Genomic DNA, 16,393 nt, shown 5'->3' with positions numbered 1-16,393 from the left:
GGGTATATACCCCTCGGGTCAGCGTAGGGGCAGATGGGTGGCGATCATTCTGCCGTCATTTTCAAAACCCTGACTCCTCGGATTTTTCGGAGGTGTTTTCCAGAACCTGACGCTTCAGCCGTTCCGAATGATCGGGAGAAGTTGGCGCTCAAGGCGCTGAATATCCGCGTCACCTGACAGGCTGGTTCGGTCCTCGGCAATTTCAACTTGCGCTCGAATTGGTCCGTCTTCGCGCCAGATCGAATTCTGAAGCCTAAGCAGGGTTTCCCAATCCTGCTTTAGTTCAGCCTCCGATTGTTTCTGCCGCTGCTCTAGCAAGCGCGAGTAGTGATTTGCCGCGTGGGTCAACTCCGAATTCTGGTTCGAAATCTCCCGCAAGAGCGCCTCTGTTTCGTCGCCAAACAGCGCCTTGACCAGCGGCAACATAGACTGAGCTTCTGTGAATGCTGCCTGCGATGCCTTGAGCGATGAAACCACCGAATTCGAAGCGGCGAGGAGTAGCACAAGGTCAATTGGTCGCTTTCGGGCGAACCGGGCTTTCCCGTGAAATGTCTCAAAGGCACCGTCGTACGGGATCGAAGTGAGCGGCCTTCGCGCGTCCTCTATGGCTCGCTTCATCTGATAAACGACCACAAGCACCTGTTCGGCAGCGGCCATTCGCCGCTCCTCCTGCTTCTGCCTCTTCCATTGCTTAAAGGTGTCGCGACCGATCAGGGCGGCGAACACGACTGTCCCCGCGCCGATGATCGTACCGATGCCAGAAAGCATCGCTCCAAGTGCAGACCAGTCTACCGACAAAGAACACGCCCCTTCGACGAAATCGTCAGGCTAAATCAATCACAAATCATTGATCTTGTTTCCAAAACATCAGTTTTGTCGTATGGTAAGCCCAGACAATGAGGCTATTTCAATGCGCCTAAATGTCGATACCGAGCAACCGCAATATCGCGGTTGTCCACAATGATTTGAGGATTTCAGGCAGAATGGTTGCAAGAAGCCCAAAAAAGGCGAAGCGCACTCGCCACAGCAGGTCGAATACTGCTTCGCGCAAAGGCACCTGCCCACGGAGGACGAGCAGGGCTGCTTCGCCAAGACCAAACCTATTGCCAGCCCTGCTCGTCCTCCGTGGGCAGTGCGAAAGCTACGTTTCACTCCGAGTGTGACGGCCTCGAAACAACCCGTCAACAACCCTGAGCCAAGGCGGTAGATTAGTGCGCCAACCTAGATTTCGAGTGGCTTTGCCGCGTCGATGATCGTGTAGGTTGCGAAGCCAGAAGTCCGGTAATCGTTATGCGGGTTGCGGACTTCGATCACCACCTGCCCTACCCGCCACGTCAGGACTTCCACCTGAATAGCCGTGCCGTATCGCGGGCCGCGTAGGCTCATCGGTGCGGTATCGCTGGCCATCGCACGATTTGTGGGCTCGCCATACTTCGCGATCATCTGCGCGATCAGCACATTCACGTCCACATCGTACCAGCGCTCGATCCGGCTGATCGTCCTGCCGGTGTTGCCCCAGCTGACCTGAACCTCGTTCGCGTTCTCCCACCGGCTGAACTGCGATTTGCCGTTGCGGCCCATGTAGGCGCGCTGCGCGTCGTCCTTCGTCATCCCGACGCATAGGCGATCCATCACAACTTGTGTCTGGCAGGGCACCGCCTCCACCAAGTCTAAGCGGTCCTGGGCCGACACCGGCGAAGCGACAAGCAAAGCAGCACTAGCAATCAAATAGCGCATTTGAACCTCCTCAGTAACAACGGGGAGGCGCGATTAAGTCCGCGAGGGCCGTCCGTCATCCGATGATTTAGCGCCAGCTAAGTATCGGATGGCTACAATTAAAATAGAAAGCCAGATCAAGCTAACCGCTTCACAGCGTAAAGCTGCTCTACTGGCAAGCAACTCCGCAAATCGTTACATTCTTTACAGAGGTGGTGCGCGATCGGGTAAGAGTTACCTGATTTCGTACATCCTGCTCATGCGCGCGATCAGTGCGCCGGGAAGCAGGACAGGCGTCTTCCGCAAGACCGCTGCGTCATGTCGGCAGACGTTGTTCGACCTGACCTTCCGACAGGTGATGGACGACACCTACCCCGGCCTTTTGTCCCGGTGTCTGGTAAGCGAAGCCGAAGCTACGATCACGCTTCCCAATGGCCCCGATCCCAAGAACCCGCATCAAGGCGGGGCGATCATCCTGTTCCTCGGTCTGGACGATGGCCGACGCGATAAAATCCTCGGCAACGAGTTCGCGAGCATCTGGATCAACGAATGCACGGAGGTCGATTACGACCACGTCTCGTTCCTGATGACGCGATTGAACCAGACCCTTCCGACCAACCGGACGGACGAGCTGGGCGAACCGATCAAGCTGAAACCGAAGTTCTTCTTCGACTGCAATCCAAACCTGAAGACGGATTGGGAATACAAGGCGTTCGTCCTCAACAAGAACCCGAAGGACAACTCCGCGCTGCACAAGCCGTGGCAGTGGGTCGAAGCCAAACTCGATCCCGAGGGCAACAGCGACAACATCGACGCCGATTACCTCGACATGCTCAACAACCTGAGCGTGAGGGAGCGCCGCCGCTTCGTCGCTGGTGAGTGGTCGGACGTAAACGAGAACGCCCTGTTCAAGCAGGACGACATCGACAAAGCCCGCGCCGACATAGACTCTGACCAACTGAGCCGCATCGTCATCGCGGTCGATCCAGCCGTCACCAATCACGCCAAGAGCGACCTCACCGGCATCGTGGTCGCGGGCATCTGCTCTCGTGGCGAGTTCTATGTTCTTGCTGATGCGAGCGGTCGCTACGACCCCGCGCAGTGGGCCAAGAAGGTCGATTCTCTGTTCGTGGAGTATCAGGCAGATAGGATCATCGCGGAGGTCAATCAGGGTGGCGACCTAGTGCGCGCCAACCTCAGGGCGAACGGGCACCAGCACCTCCCGATTAGCGATGTTCGGGCATACCGGGGCAAAGAGCTTCGCGCCGAGCCTGTCGCCACCCTCTACGAGCGCGGCAAGGTGCATCATCCCACTCGCGCCCTGACCGATTTGGAAGATCAGATGGGTATGTATGGCGCTCCCGCGTTCAAAGGCTCGCCTGACCGCCTCGATGCGCTTGTCTACGCCCTAATCGAATTGGCCCACCTGGACCGAGACGGCCCGAAGCCGGGCATGACCCTCGCCCGTCGCGGCAATCGGCTCCGCTAATGACGACCATCGCAACAGACGGCGTGACGATGGCGGCGGATGGCCTCGTTACGGCTGAACACATCGTTGAAGCCACCGCCTATCGGAAGGTCGAGCAGCTTGAAGATGGCCGGGTGGTTGGCTGCGCTGGCGTACTCACGTCCTGCGAAGCATTCCGCAATTGGCTGCGGGACGGTCAGGGCGATCCGCCAGAACTCGATGAGGAGTTCACCGCTATCGTCGCGGATGGCACCCGCGAGGTCGTCGTCTACGACCAGAAGTGCCGCGCTCTACGCTTGCCTGTGCCATACGCTGCCGGGTCCGGCGCGCACCTTGCCCTCGGCGCTATGCTCGCGGGCAAGTGCCCGACTGAGGCTGTCCAGATCGCTTGCGACCGCGACGTATTTTCGGGCGGCACCATCCTGACCCTCAAGGCCGAATCCTCGACCAGCTAAGTACGAAGCCGGTGCTGTGCGCTGGCAGCGTGCGCCTGTGGCGCGACCCTAAAGCGCCGTTGGCACCGAGGAGACATGGCCCAAGACACACCGATTAATCAGCCCACCCCAGAGATTGCGCGTTGGCATGCACGCTGGGCCAAGAACCGCGCATTTGTGGACGGCGAGGATGCCGTCAAAGCAGCCGGCGAACGGTATCTTCCGAAAGTCCGCACCGACGACAGCGCGGCTGAATACTGCGCTCACAAGGACCGCACCCGTTTCTACCCAGCCGTCACCAAGATCGTGCAGGGCTTGTCGGGCCTCATTTTCCGCAAGCGCCCACAGCTGAACAGCACAAGCGCGCGGGTCCAGCTTCTCAGCCTCGTCATCACGCCAGACGGCCAATCGCTGGACGACTTTTCCGAATGGACCGTCCGCGAAACACAGGTCACGAACTACACCGGCGTTCTGGTCGATCACCCCGACGCTTTGGAGTTCACCGGCCTAAGCGCTGCCAATGCAGACCGCTTGGGCTTCCGTCCTCGCGTTGCAGGGTACGTTGGCGAATGCGTGTTGGAAGTGACCGCGGGCATCGTGGACAACGCCCGCAAACTGGTGCGCGTCCGTCTGCTAGAAGACGATGGAGATACCGTCCGCGAATTGCTGCTCAACGACGCTGGGCAATACGAAGTTCGCCTGCACCAGAACACCGACGCAGGTTTTGCCCTCGTCCGCTCCTCGATCCCGCGCATCAATGGCGCTGCCCTGACCGAGATCCCGTTCGTGCTGGTGAGCACCAGCGATAAGCTGACGCCGCAGCCTAGCCAAATCCAACACTGCGTAGATTTGAACCTCGCCCATTACCGCCTGTCAGGCACGATGGCGTCGATCCTGCACCTCACGTCGAGCCCGATCGTCACGGTTGTCGGCTTCGAGCGCGCGAAGGATTCGAACGGCAATGAAGTCGAGCCCGGCTGGGACATTTCCCCCGGAGCAGTCTGGGAGATCAAGGACAAGGACGCCAAGGTCGATTGGTTCGAGTTCGATCCCAAGGGCGCGGAGATTGTCGATACGAACCTCAAGGACATCAAAGACGAACTCAGCACCATCGGCCATTCGATCCTAGCGCCTGAGAAGCCAGCGCCAGAAGCAGCCGAAACCCAGATGATCCGACGCGCAGCCGAGAACGCTGCGCTGGCGGGTTTCACTCGCACGGTGAGCCGGAAGATCGAAGCAGCACTCAAGCTATTCGCTCGATGGGCAGACCCGGCCAATTCGGACCTCGCCTACAGCCTGAACCTCGACTTCATGCCGCAGGCAATGTCGTCGCAGGACCACGCTGAACTTCGCAACGATTGGCTGGCCGGTGCGATCACGCACGAAACCTACCTCTATGCGCTGCGCGACGGTGAAATCCTTCCGACCACCGTTGAACCTACTGACGAAATCGAACGCACCAAGACCGAGGCTCAGGATCGGCCGAGCGCCGTAGTCTAATGGCGACGGTCAACGAAGCCCTGCGTGACCGGGCCATCAAACACGCCATCGCCCTGCTCCGCTATGGAGCGGGGCTTAGCGACAAAGCCGTCCGACTGCTCAACAGCGCGGACAAGGACATTCTCGACAAGCTGGCCGCTGGGATAGCCGGGATCGAAGAACGCGGCCTCACCCTCTCCCCTGCATCGATCAAGCGCCTGAATGCGCTGCTCGAGGAGGTCCGGGCAATCAACGGCGCGATCTACGCCCAGCTGCATGACGTGCTCGCTACGGAGTTGACGGAGTTTGCCAAGGGTGAAGCCGACTTCCAACGCAAAGCCCTTGTCGCGAGCATCGGCGTGGACCTCGGGACGAAACTGCCCGCTCCCGCCCTGCTACGGGCCATTGTCGAGGAAGCACCGCTTGAGGGGCGCCTGTTGTCGGCATGGACCGAGGGCATGGCCCAGGGCCGCATTGACCGGATCGGCCAAGCGGTGCGCTTGGGCATGGTTCAGGGTGAAGGCACGGACGCGATTGTCCGCCGTATCCGAGGATCGAAGGCCAGCGCATTTAGCGATGGCGTCCTCCAAATCAGCCGACGCTCCGCGCAATCGCTGGTCCGCACTTCCGTCAATCACGTCTCGAATGTCGCCGCTCAACACACATGGCGGGCGAACGACCACATCGTCAAAGCATGGCAATATCTCGCCACGCTCGACGGTCGCACGACGATCACCTGTGCGGGTCTCAACGGCCAGACTTTCCCTATAGGCGAAGGCCCGATTCCGCCGCGCCACATTCGGTGCCGCTCGCTCAGCGTTGCTGTCACCAAGAGCTTCCGCGAACTCGGTCTGGATCACGACGAACTGCCAGCCAGCAAGCGCGCCAGCATGGACGGTCAGGTCGCCGGGGACACGACCTTCGCGCAATGGTTGAAGGACAAGGGCGCAGCCACGCAGGAGGAAGTCTTAGGTAAGACACGCGCCGAGTTGTTCCGGTCGGGCAAACTCAAGCTGGAGGATTTCATCACCGGCGATGGCACCGTCCTGACCCTCGATCAGCTATGCAGCCGGTACGGCAGAATTCTCGACTAGCGTCACCACTTCAAGACCGCCTTCGGGTTCGGGCTTTCCACGATGGCCTGCGAAGAGCGGATGCAGTTCGCATGGATCGACTGGATCAGGACTTCCGCATCCCCCATGTCGTCCTCAATCGTTTCCGCATGGCGGCTTAGGTGTATGATTTCCTCCATTGCCTGATAGGCGCGGAGGTTGATTTTGGGCATTTGCTGGTAGCGCAGCGCCGTCTCTCGCGCCCGACGCATAGTTGCTTTCCAGCCGTCAAAACTCACGCCCTCGTTGTCTGAGAACTGTTGCAGCACGTCTGCGCTTGAACCCTTGATCGACTGATAGAGTGCAAGCGCTTCGACAAGGAATGCGTTCTCTGTCTCGGCCTCGCGAACCTCTTCCGCGTCCTTCTCCGCTCGGCGGCTTCTATGATCCCGATAGGCCACAGCGAGGGCAGCACAGACTGCTAGCCAAGTGCCGGTGCCAGAAACCCAATCGGCTAGACTTCCACATTCCAGCCCCAGCGCGCAGCCCACTCGCCCCTCCAATAAATACCCGGCTCCCATGTGGGAGTAACCACAACGGCTGTGCCGGGAGGATACATTGTCCGATACAACAGAACAGACCACCGACGAAGGTGGCATCGAAGAACTTCGCGCTGAACTGGAAAAGGTGAAAGCGAAGAACAGGGAAATCGTCGCAGAAAAGCAGAAAGCCAAGCAGCAGGCACAAGCTGCTCAGGACGCTGCCGACGAAGCTGCTCAGCAAGCGGCTGAACGCAATGGCGACATTGACGCTCTCAAGAGCGCCCACGCCAAAGAACTCCAGAAGCTACAGGCCAAGTACGACGCACTGGACAGCGACCTTCGCACCGTTCGCGTCGATAATGAGATTGCCCGAGCAATCGCAGACGGGAATGTGCGCCCTGAAATGGTCCGCGCCGTAACAGCGATGATGAAGGCAGAGGTCAGCTACGAGGCTGGTGTTGCGACCATCGACGGCAAACCGATCAGCGATCACGTTGCTGAATACCTCGGAGGCAAGGACGGCGCTCATTTCGTGCGCCCAGCCGACAACAGCGGTGGGGGCGCAACAGGCGGATCGAGCGCTACGGCTCAACCGCCACTGATCAAGCGACCATCAACCCCAGCAGAATGGGCGATCCTCGACGGAATGGCTGACGCTGACCGCAACGCATTCTGTGACCGCATCCACGCTCCAGACCTCAAGGTCTGAGGCAATCCATCGAGCGAACTAAATACCGGGCAGGTCGATAGCCTGCCCGGCTCCGACTTGTGGGCCGTCGTTCAACAAGTTGGAGAATAACCAAATATGGCAATCGACAATACCACTATCGTTGGTCTTGCGGGTTCAGAGCGAAAGATGGAAATTCGCGTCAACGCGATCCGCGAAGCCAGCAATGAACTCGTTCAGTCCGGCCTGACTGCTACCAGTGCGGAAGTCACTGCACTGGCGAATGGTGGCCCTCGCAAGGTCACTCTGGATTACCGCAAGCCCCTGAACGCTGACGTGTTCAACGTCTCAAGCGACAACATCAACAGCGAAGGCAGCGTGGGCAAGATGGAAGGCGCAAGCTACGGAGCAATGCGCTTGGACCTCAACTATGCTTGGGGCACCACCGACCTTACCCAGATCGTCACTCAATACGGTCGTCAGGGCGACCTATATGAAGGTCTGGCCGGGTATCAGAACGCGGTCAGCAAGAGCCTTCTGGCTTCCACGCTGAAGGGCGTTCGCACGAAGCTGGCGGCGAACACCGCGATCACAAAGGTCGTGAACACCGACTTCGACATGCAGGTCATCTTCGACGCGGTTGCGACTGCTGAAGAGTGGTCCTCGCTGTTCAAGGTCATGATCGTCAGCCACGGTCGCTATGCCAAGCTACAGGGTCAGGAGAAGAACGGTTACGTTCCTGCTTCCAAGACCGAAACCCGCTTCGACACCTATCAGGACTTCATCCTGCTCAAGTCGAACACCCTAACCAACGACGAAGTGACCATCGGTCGCCTCGGCGCTCTCGGTTACGGCGAAGGCACCGCGCAGCAGGCTTTCGAAGTCGAGCGTCGGGCTAATGCCGCTGATGGCGGTGGTGCTGACATTCTGCACTCGCGCTTCAGCCGCGTCCTCGCTCCAATCGGCATGGACTACAAGGGCGCGATCCCAACCACCCAGGCACAGGTCAAGTCGTACCTCGAAGCTGCGGCAAGCTGGGACAAGGTGGCACCGGACGCACAGTTTGGCTTCCGCTTCGTCAAGTTCAACAACGCTTAATCAGCTTCCAAAGAGCGGCCCCGGCGCAGCGATGTGTCGGGGTTCTCCATGTCAGGCTGGCAGGTAATTGCTCAGGAAGTCGCTACCCTGCGCCTGTGCCGCGCGAGCGATCTGGCGGAGCAAACCATTGTCGCTGGTGCCGTAGATCACCGCGAATGCGTCGATCACCGTCTGGGGCGGAATCTCTCGCGCGTTGATGTAGGGCTGGAACACGTCATCGCCCGCCGCTTTCCAAGCGCGTTCGATGTTTCCCAGCTTATCCATGAAGCCATTGTCGAGGTCGTCTGCCATCCCGGTTAAGTAGGTCTCGCCCGACCTAGCTGCAAGCAGGTGCAGCTAAATAGCGGATGGCCGATATTGACGATGCAAACACCTTCAACGCCGCGCGCGGCTACACCGATTGGGCGGCTCTATCCTCCCCTGTGCGGGAAGCTGCCCTCGTTCGGGCGTCCGACTACATCGGAATGCGCTATGCCCTGCGTGACCCCTCTACGGGCGCAGAAGACACCCTCCTAGGTACCGCCCGCTACATCATCGCGCGCGACCTAGCGACGAACGAGCAGCCCTTCCCAATCCGCGCCGAAACGCCGGTGGCGAAGGAGGCGAAAGAGCTGGCCGGGATGAAGAAGAGCACCGAATACGGTGACGCCCCAGCCGATCCCTATCCGCTCGTCACGTCCCTGCTCGCCCCCCTCATGCTCACCACCACGAACGCGGTGACGTTCGGGAGGTTGGTGCGATGAACCTCCTAGAAGAATTCGGACCTCTCGCGGTTGAACTGCTCGCCGAGTTTGGCGCCCCAGCGACCCTGAGTGCGACCGGCCCAGCCATCGCCAGTTTCGACAAGCGCACAGGCCGCGCCACCCTAGTTACCACCCCAGCCGCGCAGACGGTTCAGGCTGTGGTGACGCCGGTTGATGTGACGGACGAACAGGGCCGCCAGACCACCAAGACGGTCGCGACCATGACCGCGAAGCCGACGCAGGGTGACAAGCTGACCCTCGGCGAGTTCACTTACACGGTCGGCAGCGTGACCGTTCATGCCCCACAAGGCCAGGCAATCTATTATCTCGCGGAGGTGTCGTGATGACCGTCCGCATCAACCTCTCGGACCTGATCGCCAAGAAGGCCGTCTTCAACAAGCTGATCGAGGAGAAAGTCGTCCATGTCGCGCAGAAGATCACGACCGATGTTCACCGCAATGTCGTCATAGGCTCGCCGGTCGATACCGGCACGTTCCGTGGCGCTTGGACTGTCGAAACCCCGCAGAAGCCGTTCGAGAACGGTAAGGTCGAGAATACCACCGCATACGGCCCGTACCTCGTCCACGGCCATTCCAAGCAAGCGCCTGACGGCTGGATCGACAACGCCATTGAAGCAGCCACCCGGCTCGGAGGGAAGTGATGCTTTCCGACGACCGCGCCGCATTGGACGAGCGCCTTTTCAGCGCCTTCGATCCCGACAATACCGACTTACCGATCCTCGTTGAGAACCAGCCAGCACAAGTTGTGGACGAGACCCAGCCTTGGTGCCGATGGACAATCTCGCCGGGGTTCAGCCAAGCAGCGACCACCGGACCTTCCCCGCTCTATGAGCAGCTAGGCACAGCCACCCTCCAGGTGTTCATTCCGGCGGGTAAGGGGATCTCGATCGGCTACGACATTCTCGCGCGGTTCGAGGCTCTATTCCGTAGCTGGCGCAGCGCCGACACGCGACTTCGGGTCTACAAAATCGGCAATGCAACGCCTGCTCCGCGCTCGGGTGAGGCCGCTCGGCTGAACTGCACGATCTTCTGGGAAAGCAGGCGAACCGCCTGACCCCACCCCCACGAATAAATATGCGGGAGCCTGTTTTGCGGCTCGGTAAATATAGGAGCCCGCACACGCATGGCATTAGTTTCATCCAGTGACATTCAGCACTCTCTGATCGCAGAGACTACCTTTGGAGTGACGCCCACAGCGACCGTCACTCGACACCTTCTTCCCCTCGCTCCCGACGCACCTCTACTGACGGCCAGCGCAACGCAGATCGCCAGTCCAACCCGCATGCCGAACCGTTCGAACAACGGCTCCAAGCAGGGCATGAAGATGGTCGATGGCTCGCTCGAAATGCGCTTCCAGAAAGCACCGTTCATGGACGTGCTGCTACAGAGCGCACTCTCTGGCACTTTCGCTACCAACACCCTGAAAGCTGGCATCACGGATAGCAGCTTCTCGGTTCTGTCAGTTCTGGACGGCACATCAGCGGCAGGCAGCCAAGACATCATGAACTTCAAGGGGCTCATGGCCACCGGCTTCTCGCTGTCCGCGAAGGGCAACGAAGGCGTGATGGCGAGCTTCCAAGTCATCGGTGCTGACTTCGCTAACCTCACCACCAACAACCCGCTCGTCGCGACAACTGCAACCTATAACGAGTTCACGGCTGCTGATGCACCGTCGATCACGGTTGGCGCTGTCACGCTCGACGTTGCTGAGTTTACTCTGGACTGGAAGGTGGATCGTACCCGTCGCCCGGTCATCGGATCGAACGCTGGCCTCGCCTTCGGCGTGAACGGCACCACGGAAGTGACCCTGACAATCAAGGCTTACCGCAATGGTGCGCTGTCGGCGATCACCGGGTCGGCTCAGGCCGTCAGCCTTGCGGTTGGTGGCGTTGGCACTGGAATGTCGTTCAGCTTGCCAGCCGCTTACGGTGACGTTCCGACTATCGAGCAGAGTGACGGCAGCGCCTTCACCAACATCGTGTTCAAGGGCGGCTACGACGCCACTCAGGGCACCAACTTCGTTATCACCAAGCTGTAAGGGGCTCTCTCCCTTTGTTGTTCTGCTTGGTGTGGGTGGCGCTGGCTCCGGCCAGCGCCATTCCTGTGACGGCTAAATATCCTGTAACAACAACAGGGAGAGCCAAAAATGGCCGCTATTCAATTCGATATTCCAGAACGCTTCGACACCACCTCTGCCGAGGAAGGCCGTTGGTTCGACGTTCATGGTGAGAACCGTCGCCATTGGGGCGACTTCAAGTGCGCGATGCTGAACAACGAAAGCCGCACGATCAAACTCGCCCAAGAACGCCAGAGGACGAAGTACGCGCGCGAACTGCGCCTGCTCGCTGGCGATGACGCGGGTAAGGAGGAGCAGCGCAATACCCTCTATCGCAAGATCGCTTTGGAGGTGTTCCTAGAATGCATCCTGCTCGACTGGAGGGGCGTCACCGCAGGTGGCAAGGAAGTGCCCTTCACCAAGGCGAACGCCGCTGCCTACTTCGCGCTTGAGAGCACCAAGTACGTCGTGGATCGCCTGCTCGTTGAATGTCAGGATGTCCTGAATTTCCAGCGCATCGATACGGACGAAGTCTCGGGAAACTGATTAGCTTCTACGACTGGAAAACCGGCGATGGCCCGCTGCTTGAACAACAAGCAGCGATTGGCAGGGAAGCCGCAATCGCCCTCGTAGAAGCAGCCCCAAAACTCGAATGGCCGTACCATTGGCACGTCTTCAGCGAGCTATCGACGGTTCGCCCGGTCGGAATGGGCATCAGCCCGATCCCCGTCCCAGCAATCAGGCTTGAAGCACAGCGCGACAACCTGACCGCCGCTGAAACCGAAGACTTCGTTGAGGTCATGCGCCGCTTGGACAACCACGTTGTCGCAAAGGCGGCAAAGGATGCGGAACGCCGTTCCAAGGCCAAATAAGCCAAGGGCCTGCCTCCCACTAAATATGGGATGGCAGGCCCCGACCCATCAGCAGCAATTCAAATCGTCATCGACCCATCTCCATCCGAGATGGGCGCTAAGCGCGCCATCGCCGCGTACCAATCCATCATTCGGAGTGGACACTCCCTCAAGGGAGCAAACGACAATCTCTCCTCCTCCCTAGAGAACCTGGGCCGCTCTATGGCGGGCGGCGCTACCAGCGGTGGCAAGCTGGGCGGCGTCCTCGACGGTATCAGGGGCAAGGCAGCAAGCGCTGTCCCAGCCGTTGGCGAACTAGCCGCTGGGCTTGGACGCATCGGCCTCATGGGCGGCGCGATTGCAGCCGTGGCGGTCGCGGTCGGCGCGATTGCCGTCAAATCCATCGAAGCAGCATCCAAGGTCGAGGTCTGGAAAGCCAACCTATTCACCGTCACCGGTGACTTGAAGAAGGCACAGGACAGCTACGCCGCGCTCGTCGGCTTCGCCTCCCGAACGCCATTCGATCTGAGCCAATCGGTCGAAGGCTTCATCAAACTCCGCACCCTCGGCCTGAACGCCACAGAGGGCGCGCTTACCAGCTTCGGCAACACCGCCGCTGCGATGGGCAAACCCCTGAGCCAGATGATCGAAGCGGTAGCCGACGCTTCCACGATGGAGTTCGAACGCCTCAAGGAGTTCGGCATCAAGGCAAAGCAGAACGCCGACACGGTTGCCTTCACGTTCAACGGCGTGACCACCATCGTGAAGAAGAACGCGGGCGATATTCAGACGTACCTGGAGAGCATCGGCAACACGAAATTCGCCGGCGCAATGGCCCGCCAGATGGACACCATCTCCGGGGCAATGTCGAACGTGCAGGATGCATCGTTCCAGATGTTTGCGGCCATCGGCGGTGGGCAGCTAGGCGCAGCCGCGAAGAGCATTCTCCAGACGGTTGCCGCTGGCATCTCATTAGTCACCCCACTCCTCGGCAGCATCGGCAACGTCATTGGCGCGGTCATCCAAGCCGTGGGCTCGATCATCAACGGCTTCGCCAAGATGTTCGCTTCCTTCCACGGCGGCGCGGGCAACATGCAGAAGGGCTTGGACGTGCTCACCGGCGCGCTCAATCTCATCGCTCAGGCAATCGGCTGGATTGGCAACACGGTCGGTTCGGTCTTTGGTGCCATCGGTGGTTGGGTGGACAGCGCGACCTCATCAGTCGCTGCGTACCTCGGCCTGAACCAGCAAGCCGCAGCAGATGCCGTGACATGGGGCGACATTGGCTCCGCTGCTTGGCAGATGGTCGGCGAAGGCGTGGACAGCGCGAAAGCCGCGCTGAGCAATTGGCTCTCTGGCATCGGCACGGAGGTCACTGGCGCGTTTTCTGGCGTCGGTGACTGGCTTGGCCAGACGTTTGCCGGTCCTATCGACTACATCAAGGGCCTCTGGAACAGCTTCAAAGCGTGGTTCGGGGACTACTTCAAAGGATTGGATTTTAGCCCCTCAGGTATCGTCATCGGCGCTGCTCGCATCATCGACAGCGTGATCGGCATTTTCAGGGGTGGCTTCAATGTCCTTGTCGTCCTGTTCAACCAGTTGCCCGCCACGATCTGGGCAGCACTCGGGCCGACGCTTCAAGGCATCCTAACCGGCGCAAAGAATGTCGTTGTCGGCATCGGCCAAACGGTAATGAGCATCTACAACGGCATCGTCTCGGTCGGCAGCGCCATCGCTACCAGCATCGGCAATGTCCTCGGCTCGATCCTCAGCTTCATCGTGAAGTGGGTGAACCGCGCCATCGGCCTAATCAATTGGGCCATCGATGGCGCGAACAAGCTGGGCGCAGGTTATGACCACGTCGACGAAGTCAAAATGCGGGCGGTCGCGCCACCCAAGCCAGCAGCAGTAGCGAGCCCTTGGAACGCCCTTGGTGGCGAAATGGGCAAGGCTTGGAGCAGCGGCTTTGGCAATGAAGCCGAGAACATGGCGAAGGGCCTTGTAGGTCGCGCGGGCGGTATTCGTCGCGCAAGCGGCAGCAGCAGTGGTGGTCTAGATAGCGGCACGTCACCGTCAACACGGCCCAGCCCAGCCAGTGGTGGCGGGAACAGCGGAAATCGCGGATCGAGCAAAGCTGCCGATGATGCAGAGCGAAAGGCGAAAGCCGAAGCCGACTTCTGGAAATCCCTTGAGGGCGAAGTCGAGTTGGCGAAGCTGCTTCCGCTGGCCGCCGAGGATTACCGCAAGGAGCAAGAGCTACAGAAGATCGTCGGGCGCGACCTCAACGCACAGGAGAGAGAGCGCGTCGGCATCCTGACCCAGCAGGCTCGTACGGCTCGCTTCCTCACCGACGCACTCGACAAACACAATCAGGCACAGCGCACGATCGCTGGCGAAGAAGAACTCTACCGCAAGCGCCTGGCGGGCATGTCGGAGGACCAGTTGAGCGTCGAGCGCTCCATGCTGGACTTCCGCAACGATGCGATTGCGCGCGGCGTGGACCTCCAGAGCGAGGGCTACAAGATCGCGGAGGCTCAGGCCCGCAAGGACGCCGAACGCCTTGGCATCCTCAAGCGCCAGAACGACGAACTAGAGAGCGCTATCGGGTTCGCTAAGGGCGCTTACGGTGAGACTGCCGAGGGCCGCCGGGCCAACGCCTCTGCCCTGTACGAGCAGCGCATGAAGAACATGACTGCCGCTCGCGATGCGGGAGCGCTCAGTCCGGCCGAATTTGCGGCTGGCGTGAAGAAGGCAGGCGATGAATTCCGCGAGGCAGTCGGCGAAGCAGCCGACGGTTTTGCGAGCAAGCTGGGCAATGTCCTCAATCAGTGGGGCGATGCCATCGGCGGCAAGTTGGGCGAGATTGTCGGTCAGCTGGGCAGCGTCTTCGGATCGGTCGGCGACTTCTCGAAGAACTCAAAGAACATGGCCGACAGCATCACCGGCTTGTTCGGCAGCGCAGACAGCCCGCTCGTGAAAGGCATCGGCAAAGCAGTCGGTGGCGCATTCGCGGGCCTCCAGATCGGCGAGCAGATCGGCAACCTCGGCGAAGCGCTTGGCCTCAAGGGCAGCGGCACTGGCGCGAAGATCGGTGGAGCGCTGGGCGGCCTGACAGGCAACCCGCTGATCGCGCTTGGTGCTTCGGTCATTGGTGGCGTCCTCGGAGCCATCTTCCACAAGCCCAAATCCTCCAACGCCTCGTTCACTCAGGGCGCGGACGGCAATGTGACTGTTGGCGGCGTTCGCGGCTCCAATTCCCAGCTATCGCAGGCAGCAAGCGGCGCAGCCGGTGCAGTCCTGAACCAGCTTAACCAGATCGCCAGCGGCCTTGGTGGCAAACTGACCGGCACGCCAAACCTCACCATCGGTACATGGGACGAGAAGTGGCGCGTTCTGGACGGCCAGCAAACCAGTCGCGAACTGCACTCCAAGAACTTCAAATCCGGCCTGGTGGACTTCGGCACGGATGGCCGAGACGAAGCGGTCGCCTATGCGGTCAAGCAGGCTATCTCACAGGGTATCATCACCGGCTTGCCCGATGTGGTCGGAAAGGCTCTCAAAGTCCTCGGCGCGGATGCTGCCACCAGCTTCGCGCAAAGCTGGGCTGGTGTTCTCAGCGACATGGCATCCATCACCGATCCCGTTGGATCAGCGATCAAGGCTGTCACCGATCCTCTCGACCAGTTGCGTGAGACGATGCTGAAGGTGGGCGCTGCCACGTCCGACCTGACGAAGCTGGACGAGTACCGCGCGATGAAATTGCAGCAGGTGTTGAAGGACCAGACTAAGGGCTTCCAAGACATTCTGGATCAACTGAACGGCGATGCTGGCGGGTTCACCGCGCTGTCGCAGCTAACCAGTCAAATGCAGCAGATGGCTGGCCTGAACGCGGAAGTTGCAGGAGGCAAGACCATCAACGAGGACGCATTCAAGACCTTGGCGGACAAGATGCTCGCCAACCTCGGCAGCATCTACGCGGTGAACTCGACCGAATACCAGACCGGCATTGGCATGATCCGCGACACGGCGGCTGGAGCAATTTCGAATGTCTCAGCGCTTGTAAACGCCTCCACTGCGACCCCTTCGGTCACAAGCGATCCGACGACAGCGGCAATCACAGCGGGAACAGATCGGATGACTGCCCAGCAGGGCATCACCAATGACTTGCTCCGCCAGATTCTCGCAGCCCAGACACCAGCCGAGACGCCCGTCGATTATCGCGGCAGCGGCTACTGGAACGGTCAGATGAGCGCGCTCTAACGGCGCG

At 60.1% G+C, this 16,393-nt stretch carries 18 protein-coding genes; 14 read left to right on the top strand and 4 right to left on the bottom strand.

Annotated features, from left to right (window positions below; genetic code table 11):
* Positions 1–114: 114 nt before the first annotated feature.
* Positions 115–798, bottom strand: coding sequence for a hypothetical protein (locus tag HHL13_RS00695; protein ID WP_169553871.1), 684 nt, complete (start codon positions 796–798; stop codon positions 115–117).
* Between the two features lie 423 nt (positions 799–1,221).
* Complete coding sequence (locus HHL13_RS00690) at positions 1,222–1,611, bottom strand: hypothetical protein (protein ID WP_169553870.1); 390 nt, start codon at positions 1,609–1,611, stop codon at positions 1,222–1,224.
* Positions 1,612–1,825: 214 nt separating this feature from the next.
* Here HHL13_RS00690 and HHL13_RS00685 point away from each other — a divergent pair, with 214 nt between their 5' ends.
* The 4 genes from HHL13_RS00685 to HHL13_RS00670 all read left to right on the top strand — a co-directional run bounded on the left by HHL13_RS00685 (position 1,826) and on the right by HHL13_RS00670 (position 6,191).
* Entirely contained in the window at positions 1,826–3,205 is a 1,380-nt protein-coding gene (locus tag HHL13_RS00685) for a phage terminase large subunit (protein WP_169553869.1), read from the top strand.
* Positions 3,205–3,639 carry a hypothetical protein gene (locus HHL13_RS00680; protein WP_169553868.1) on the top strand — a complete coding sequence of 145 codons (435 nt, stop codon included), beginning with the start codon at positions 3,205–3,207 and terminating at the stop codon, positions 3,637–3,639. The genes HHL13_RS00685 and HHL13_RS00680 overlap by 1 nt, the downstream gene beginning before the upstream one ends.
* 75 nt (positions 3,640–3,714) lie before the next feature.
* The gene (locus HHL13_RS00675; RefSeq protein WP_169553867.1) at positions 3,715–5,118 is read left to right on the top strand and encodes a DUF4055 domain-containing protein; all 1,404 of its coding nucleotides are present in this window, start codon (positions 3,715–3,717) and stop codon (positions 5,116–5,118) included.
* Entirely contained in the window at positions 5,118–6,191 is a 1,074-nt protein-coding gene (locus HHL13_RS00670) for a minor capsid protein (RefSeq protein WP_169553866.1), read from the top strand. Before HHL13_RS00675 ends, HHL13_RS00670 begins: the two co-directional genes overlap by 1 nt.
* 2 nt (positions 6,192–6,193) lie before the next feature.
* Here the strand turns inward: HHL13_RS00670 and HHL13_RS00665 are convergent, their stop codons facing one another.
* The gene (locus tag HHL13_RS00665; protein ID WP_169553865.1) at positions 6,194–6,700 is read right to left on the bottom strand and encodes a hypothetical protein; all 507 of its coding nucleotides are present in this window, start codon (positions 6,698–6,700) and stop codon (positions 6,194–6,196) included.
* Between the two features lie 67 nt (positions 6,701–6,767).
* Between HHL13_RS00665 and HHL13_RS00660 the strand changes: the two genes are divergently transcribed.
* Positions 6,768–7,400 carry a hypothetical protein gene (locus HHL13_RS00660; protein ID WP_169553864.1) on the top strand — a complete coding sequence of 211 codons (633 nt, stop codon included), beginning with the start codon at positions 6,768–6,770 and terminating at the stop codon, positions 7,398–7,400.
* Between the two features lie 96 nt (positions 7,401–7,496).
* Positions 7,497–8,456 carry a hypothetical protein gene (locus HHL13_RS00655; protein ID WP_169553863.1) on the top strand — a complete coding sequence of 320 codons (960 nt, stop codon included), beginning with the start codon at positions 7,497–7,499 and terminating at the stop codon, positions 8,454–8,456.
* Positions 8,457–8,507: 51 nt separating this feature from the next.
* On the opposite strand, the gene HHL13_RS00650 is transcribed toward HHL13_RS00655, so the two are convergent.
* Complete coding sequence (locus HHL13_RS00650; RefSeq protein ID WP_169553862.1) at positions 8,508–8,747, bottom strand: hypothetical protein; 240 nt, start codon at positions 8,745–8,747, stop codon at positions 8,508–8,510.
* A gap of 56 nt (positions 8,748–8,803) precedes the next feature.
* Here HHL13_RS00650 and HHL13_RS00645 point away from each other — a divergent pair, with 56 nt between their 5' ends.
* The 8 genes from HHL13_RS00645 to HHL13_RS00610 all read left to right on the top strand — a co-directional run bounded on the left by HHL13_RS00645 (position 8,804) and on the right by HHL13_RS00610 (position 16,386).
* Positions 8,804–9,199, top strand: a complete 396-nt coding sequence (locus HHL13_RS00645) for a hypothetical protein (protein WP_169553861.1) — start codon at positions 8,804–8,806, stop codon at positions 9,197–9,199.
* A complete protein-coding gene (locus HHL13_RS00640; protein ID WP_169553860.1) occupies positions 9,196–9,543 on the top strand; it encodes a hypothetical protein in 348 nt (115 codons plus the stop codon). Before HHL13_RS00645 ends, HHL13_RS00640 begins: the two co-directional genes overlap by 4 nt.
* Positions 9,543–9,860, top strand: a complete 318-nt coding sequence (locus HHL13_RS00635; RefSeq protein ID WP_169553859.1) for an HK97 gp10 family phage protein — start codon at positions 9,543–9,545, stop codon at positions 9,858–9,860. The genes HHL13_RS00640 and HHL13_RS00635 overlap by 1 nt, the downstream gene beginning before the upstream one ends.
* On the top strand, positions 9,860–10,273 hold the full coding sequence (locus HHL13_RS00630; protein ID WP_169553858.1) for a phage tail terminator-like protein: 414 nt from the start codon (positions 9,860–9,862) through the stop codon (positions 10,271–10,273). Before HHL13_RS00635 ends, HHL13_RS00630 begins: the two co-directional genes overlap by 1 nt.
* 69 nt (positions 10,274–10,342) lie before the next feature.
* The gene (locus HHL13_RS00625; RefSeq protein ID WP_240953584.1) at positions 10,343–11,257 is read left to right on the top strand and encodes a phage tail tube protein; all 915 of its coding nucleotides are present in this window, start codon (positions 10,343–10,345) and stop codon (positions 11,255–11,257) included.
* Between the two features lie 108 nt (positions 11,258–11,365).
* Positions 11,366–11,821 carry a hypothetical protein gene (locus HHL13_RS00620; RefSeq protein ID WP_169553856.1) on the top strand — a complete coding sequence of 152 codons (456 nt, stop codon included), beginning with the start codon at positions 11,366–11,368 and terminating at the stop codon, positions 11,819–11,821.
* Positions 11,822–11,982: 161 nt separating this feature from the next.
* Positions 11,983–12,147, top strand: coding sequence for a hypothetical protein (locus HHL13_RS00615; protein WP_169553855.1), 165 nt, complete (start codon positions 11,983–11,985; stop codon positions 12,145–12,147).
* A gap of 30 nt (positions 12,148–12,177) precedes the next feature.
* Complete coding sequence (locus HHL13_RS00610; RefSeq protein WP_169553854.1) at positions 12,178–16,386, top strand: hypothetical protein; 4,209 nt, start codon at positions 12,178–12,180, stop codon at positions 16,384–16,386.
* Positions 16,387–16,393: the final 7 nt, after the last annotated feature.

This window comes from Sphingomonas sp. G-3-2-10, from assembly GCF_012927115.1.
In the GTDB taxonomy this organism is placed as follows: domain Bacteria; phylum Pseudomonadota; class Alphaproteobacteria; order Sphingomonadales; family Sphingomonadaceae; genus Sphingomonas.
This window is presented reverse-complemented; position numbering and strand designations above follow the sequence as displayed.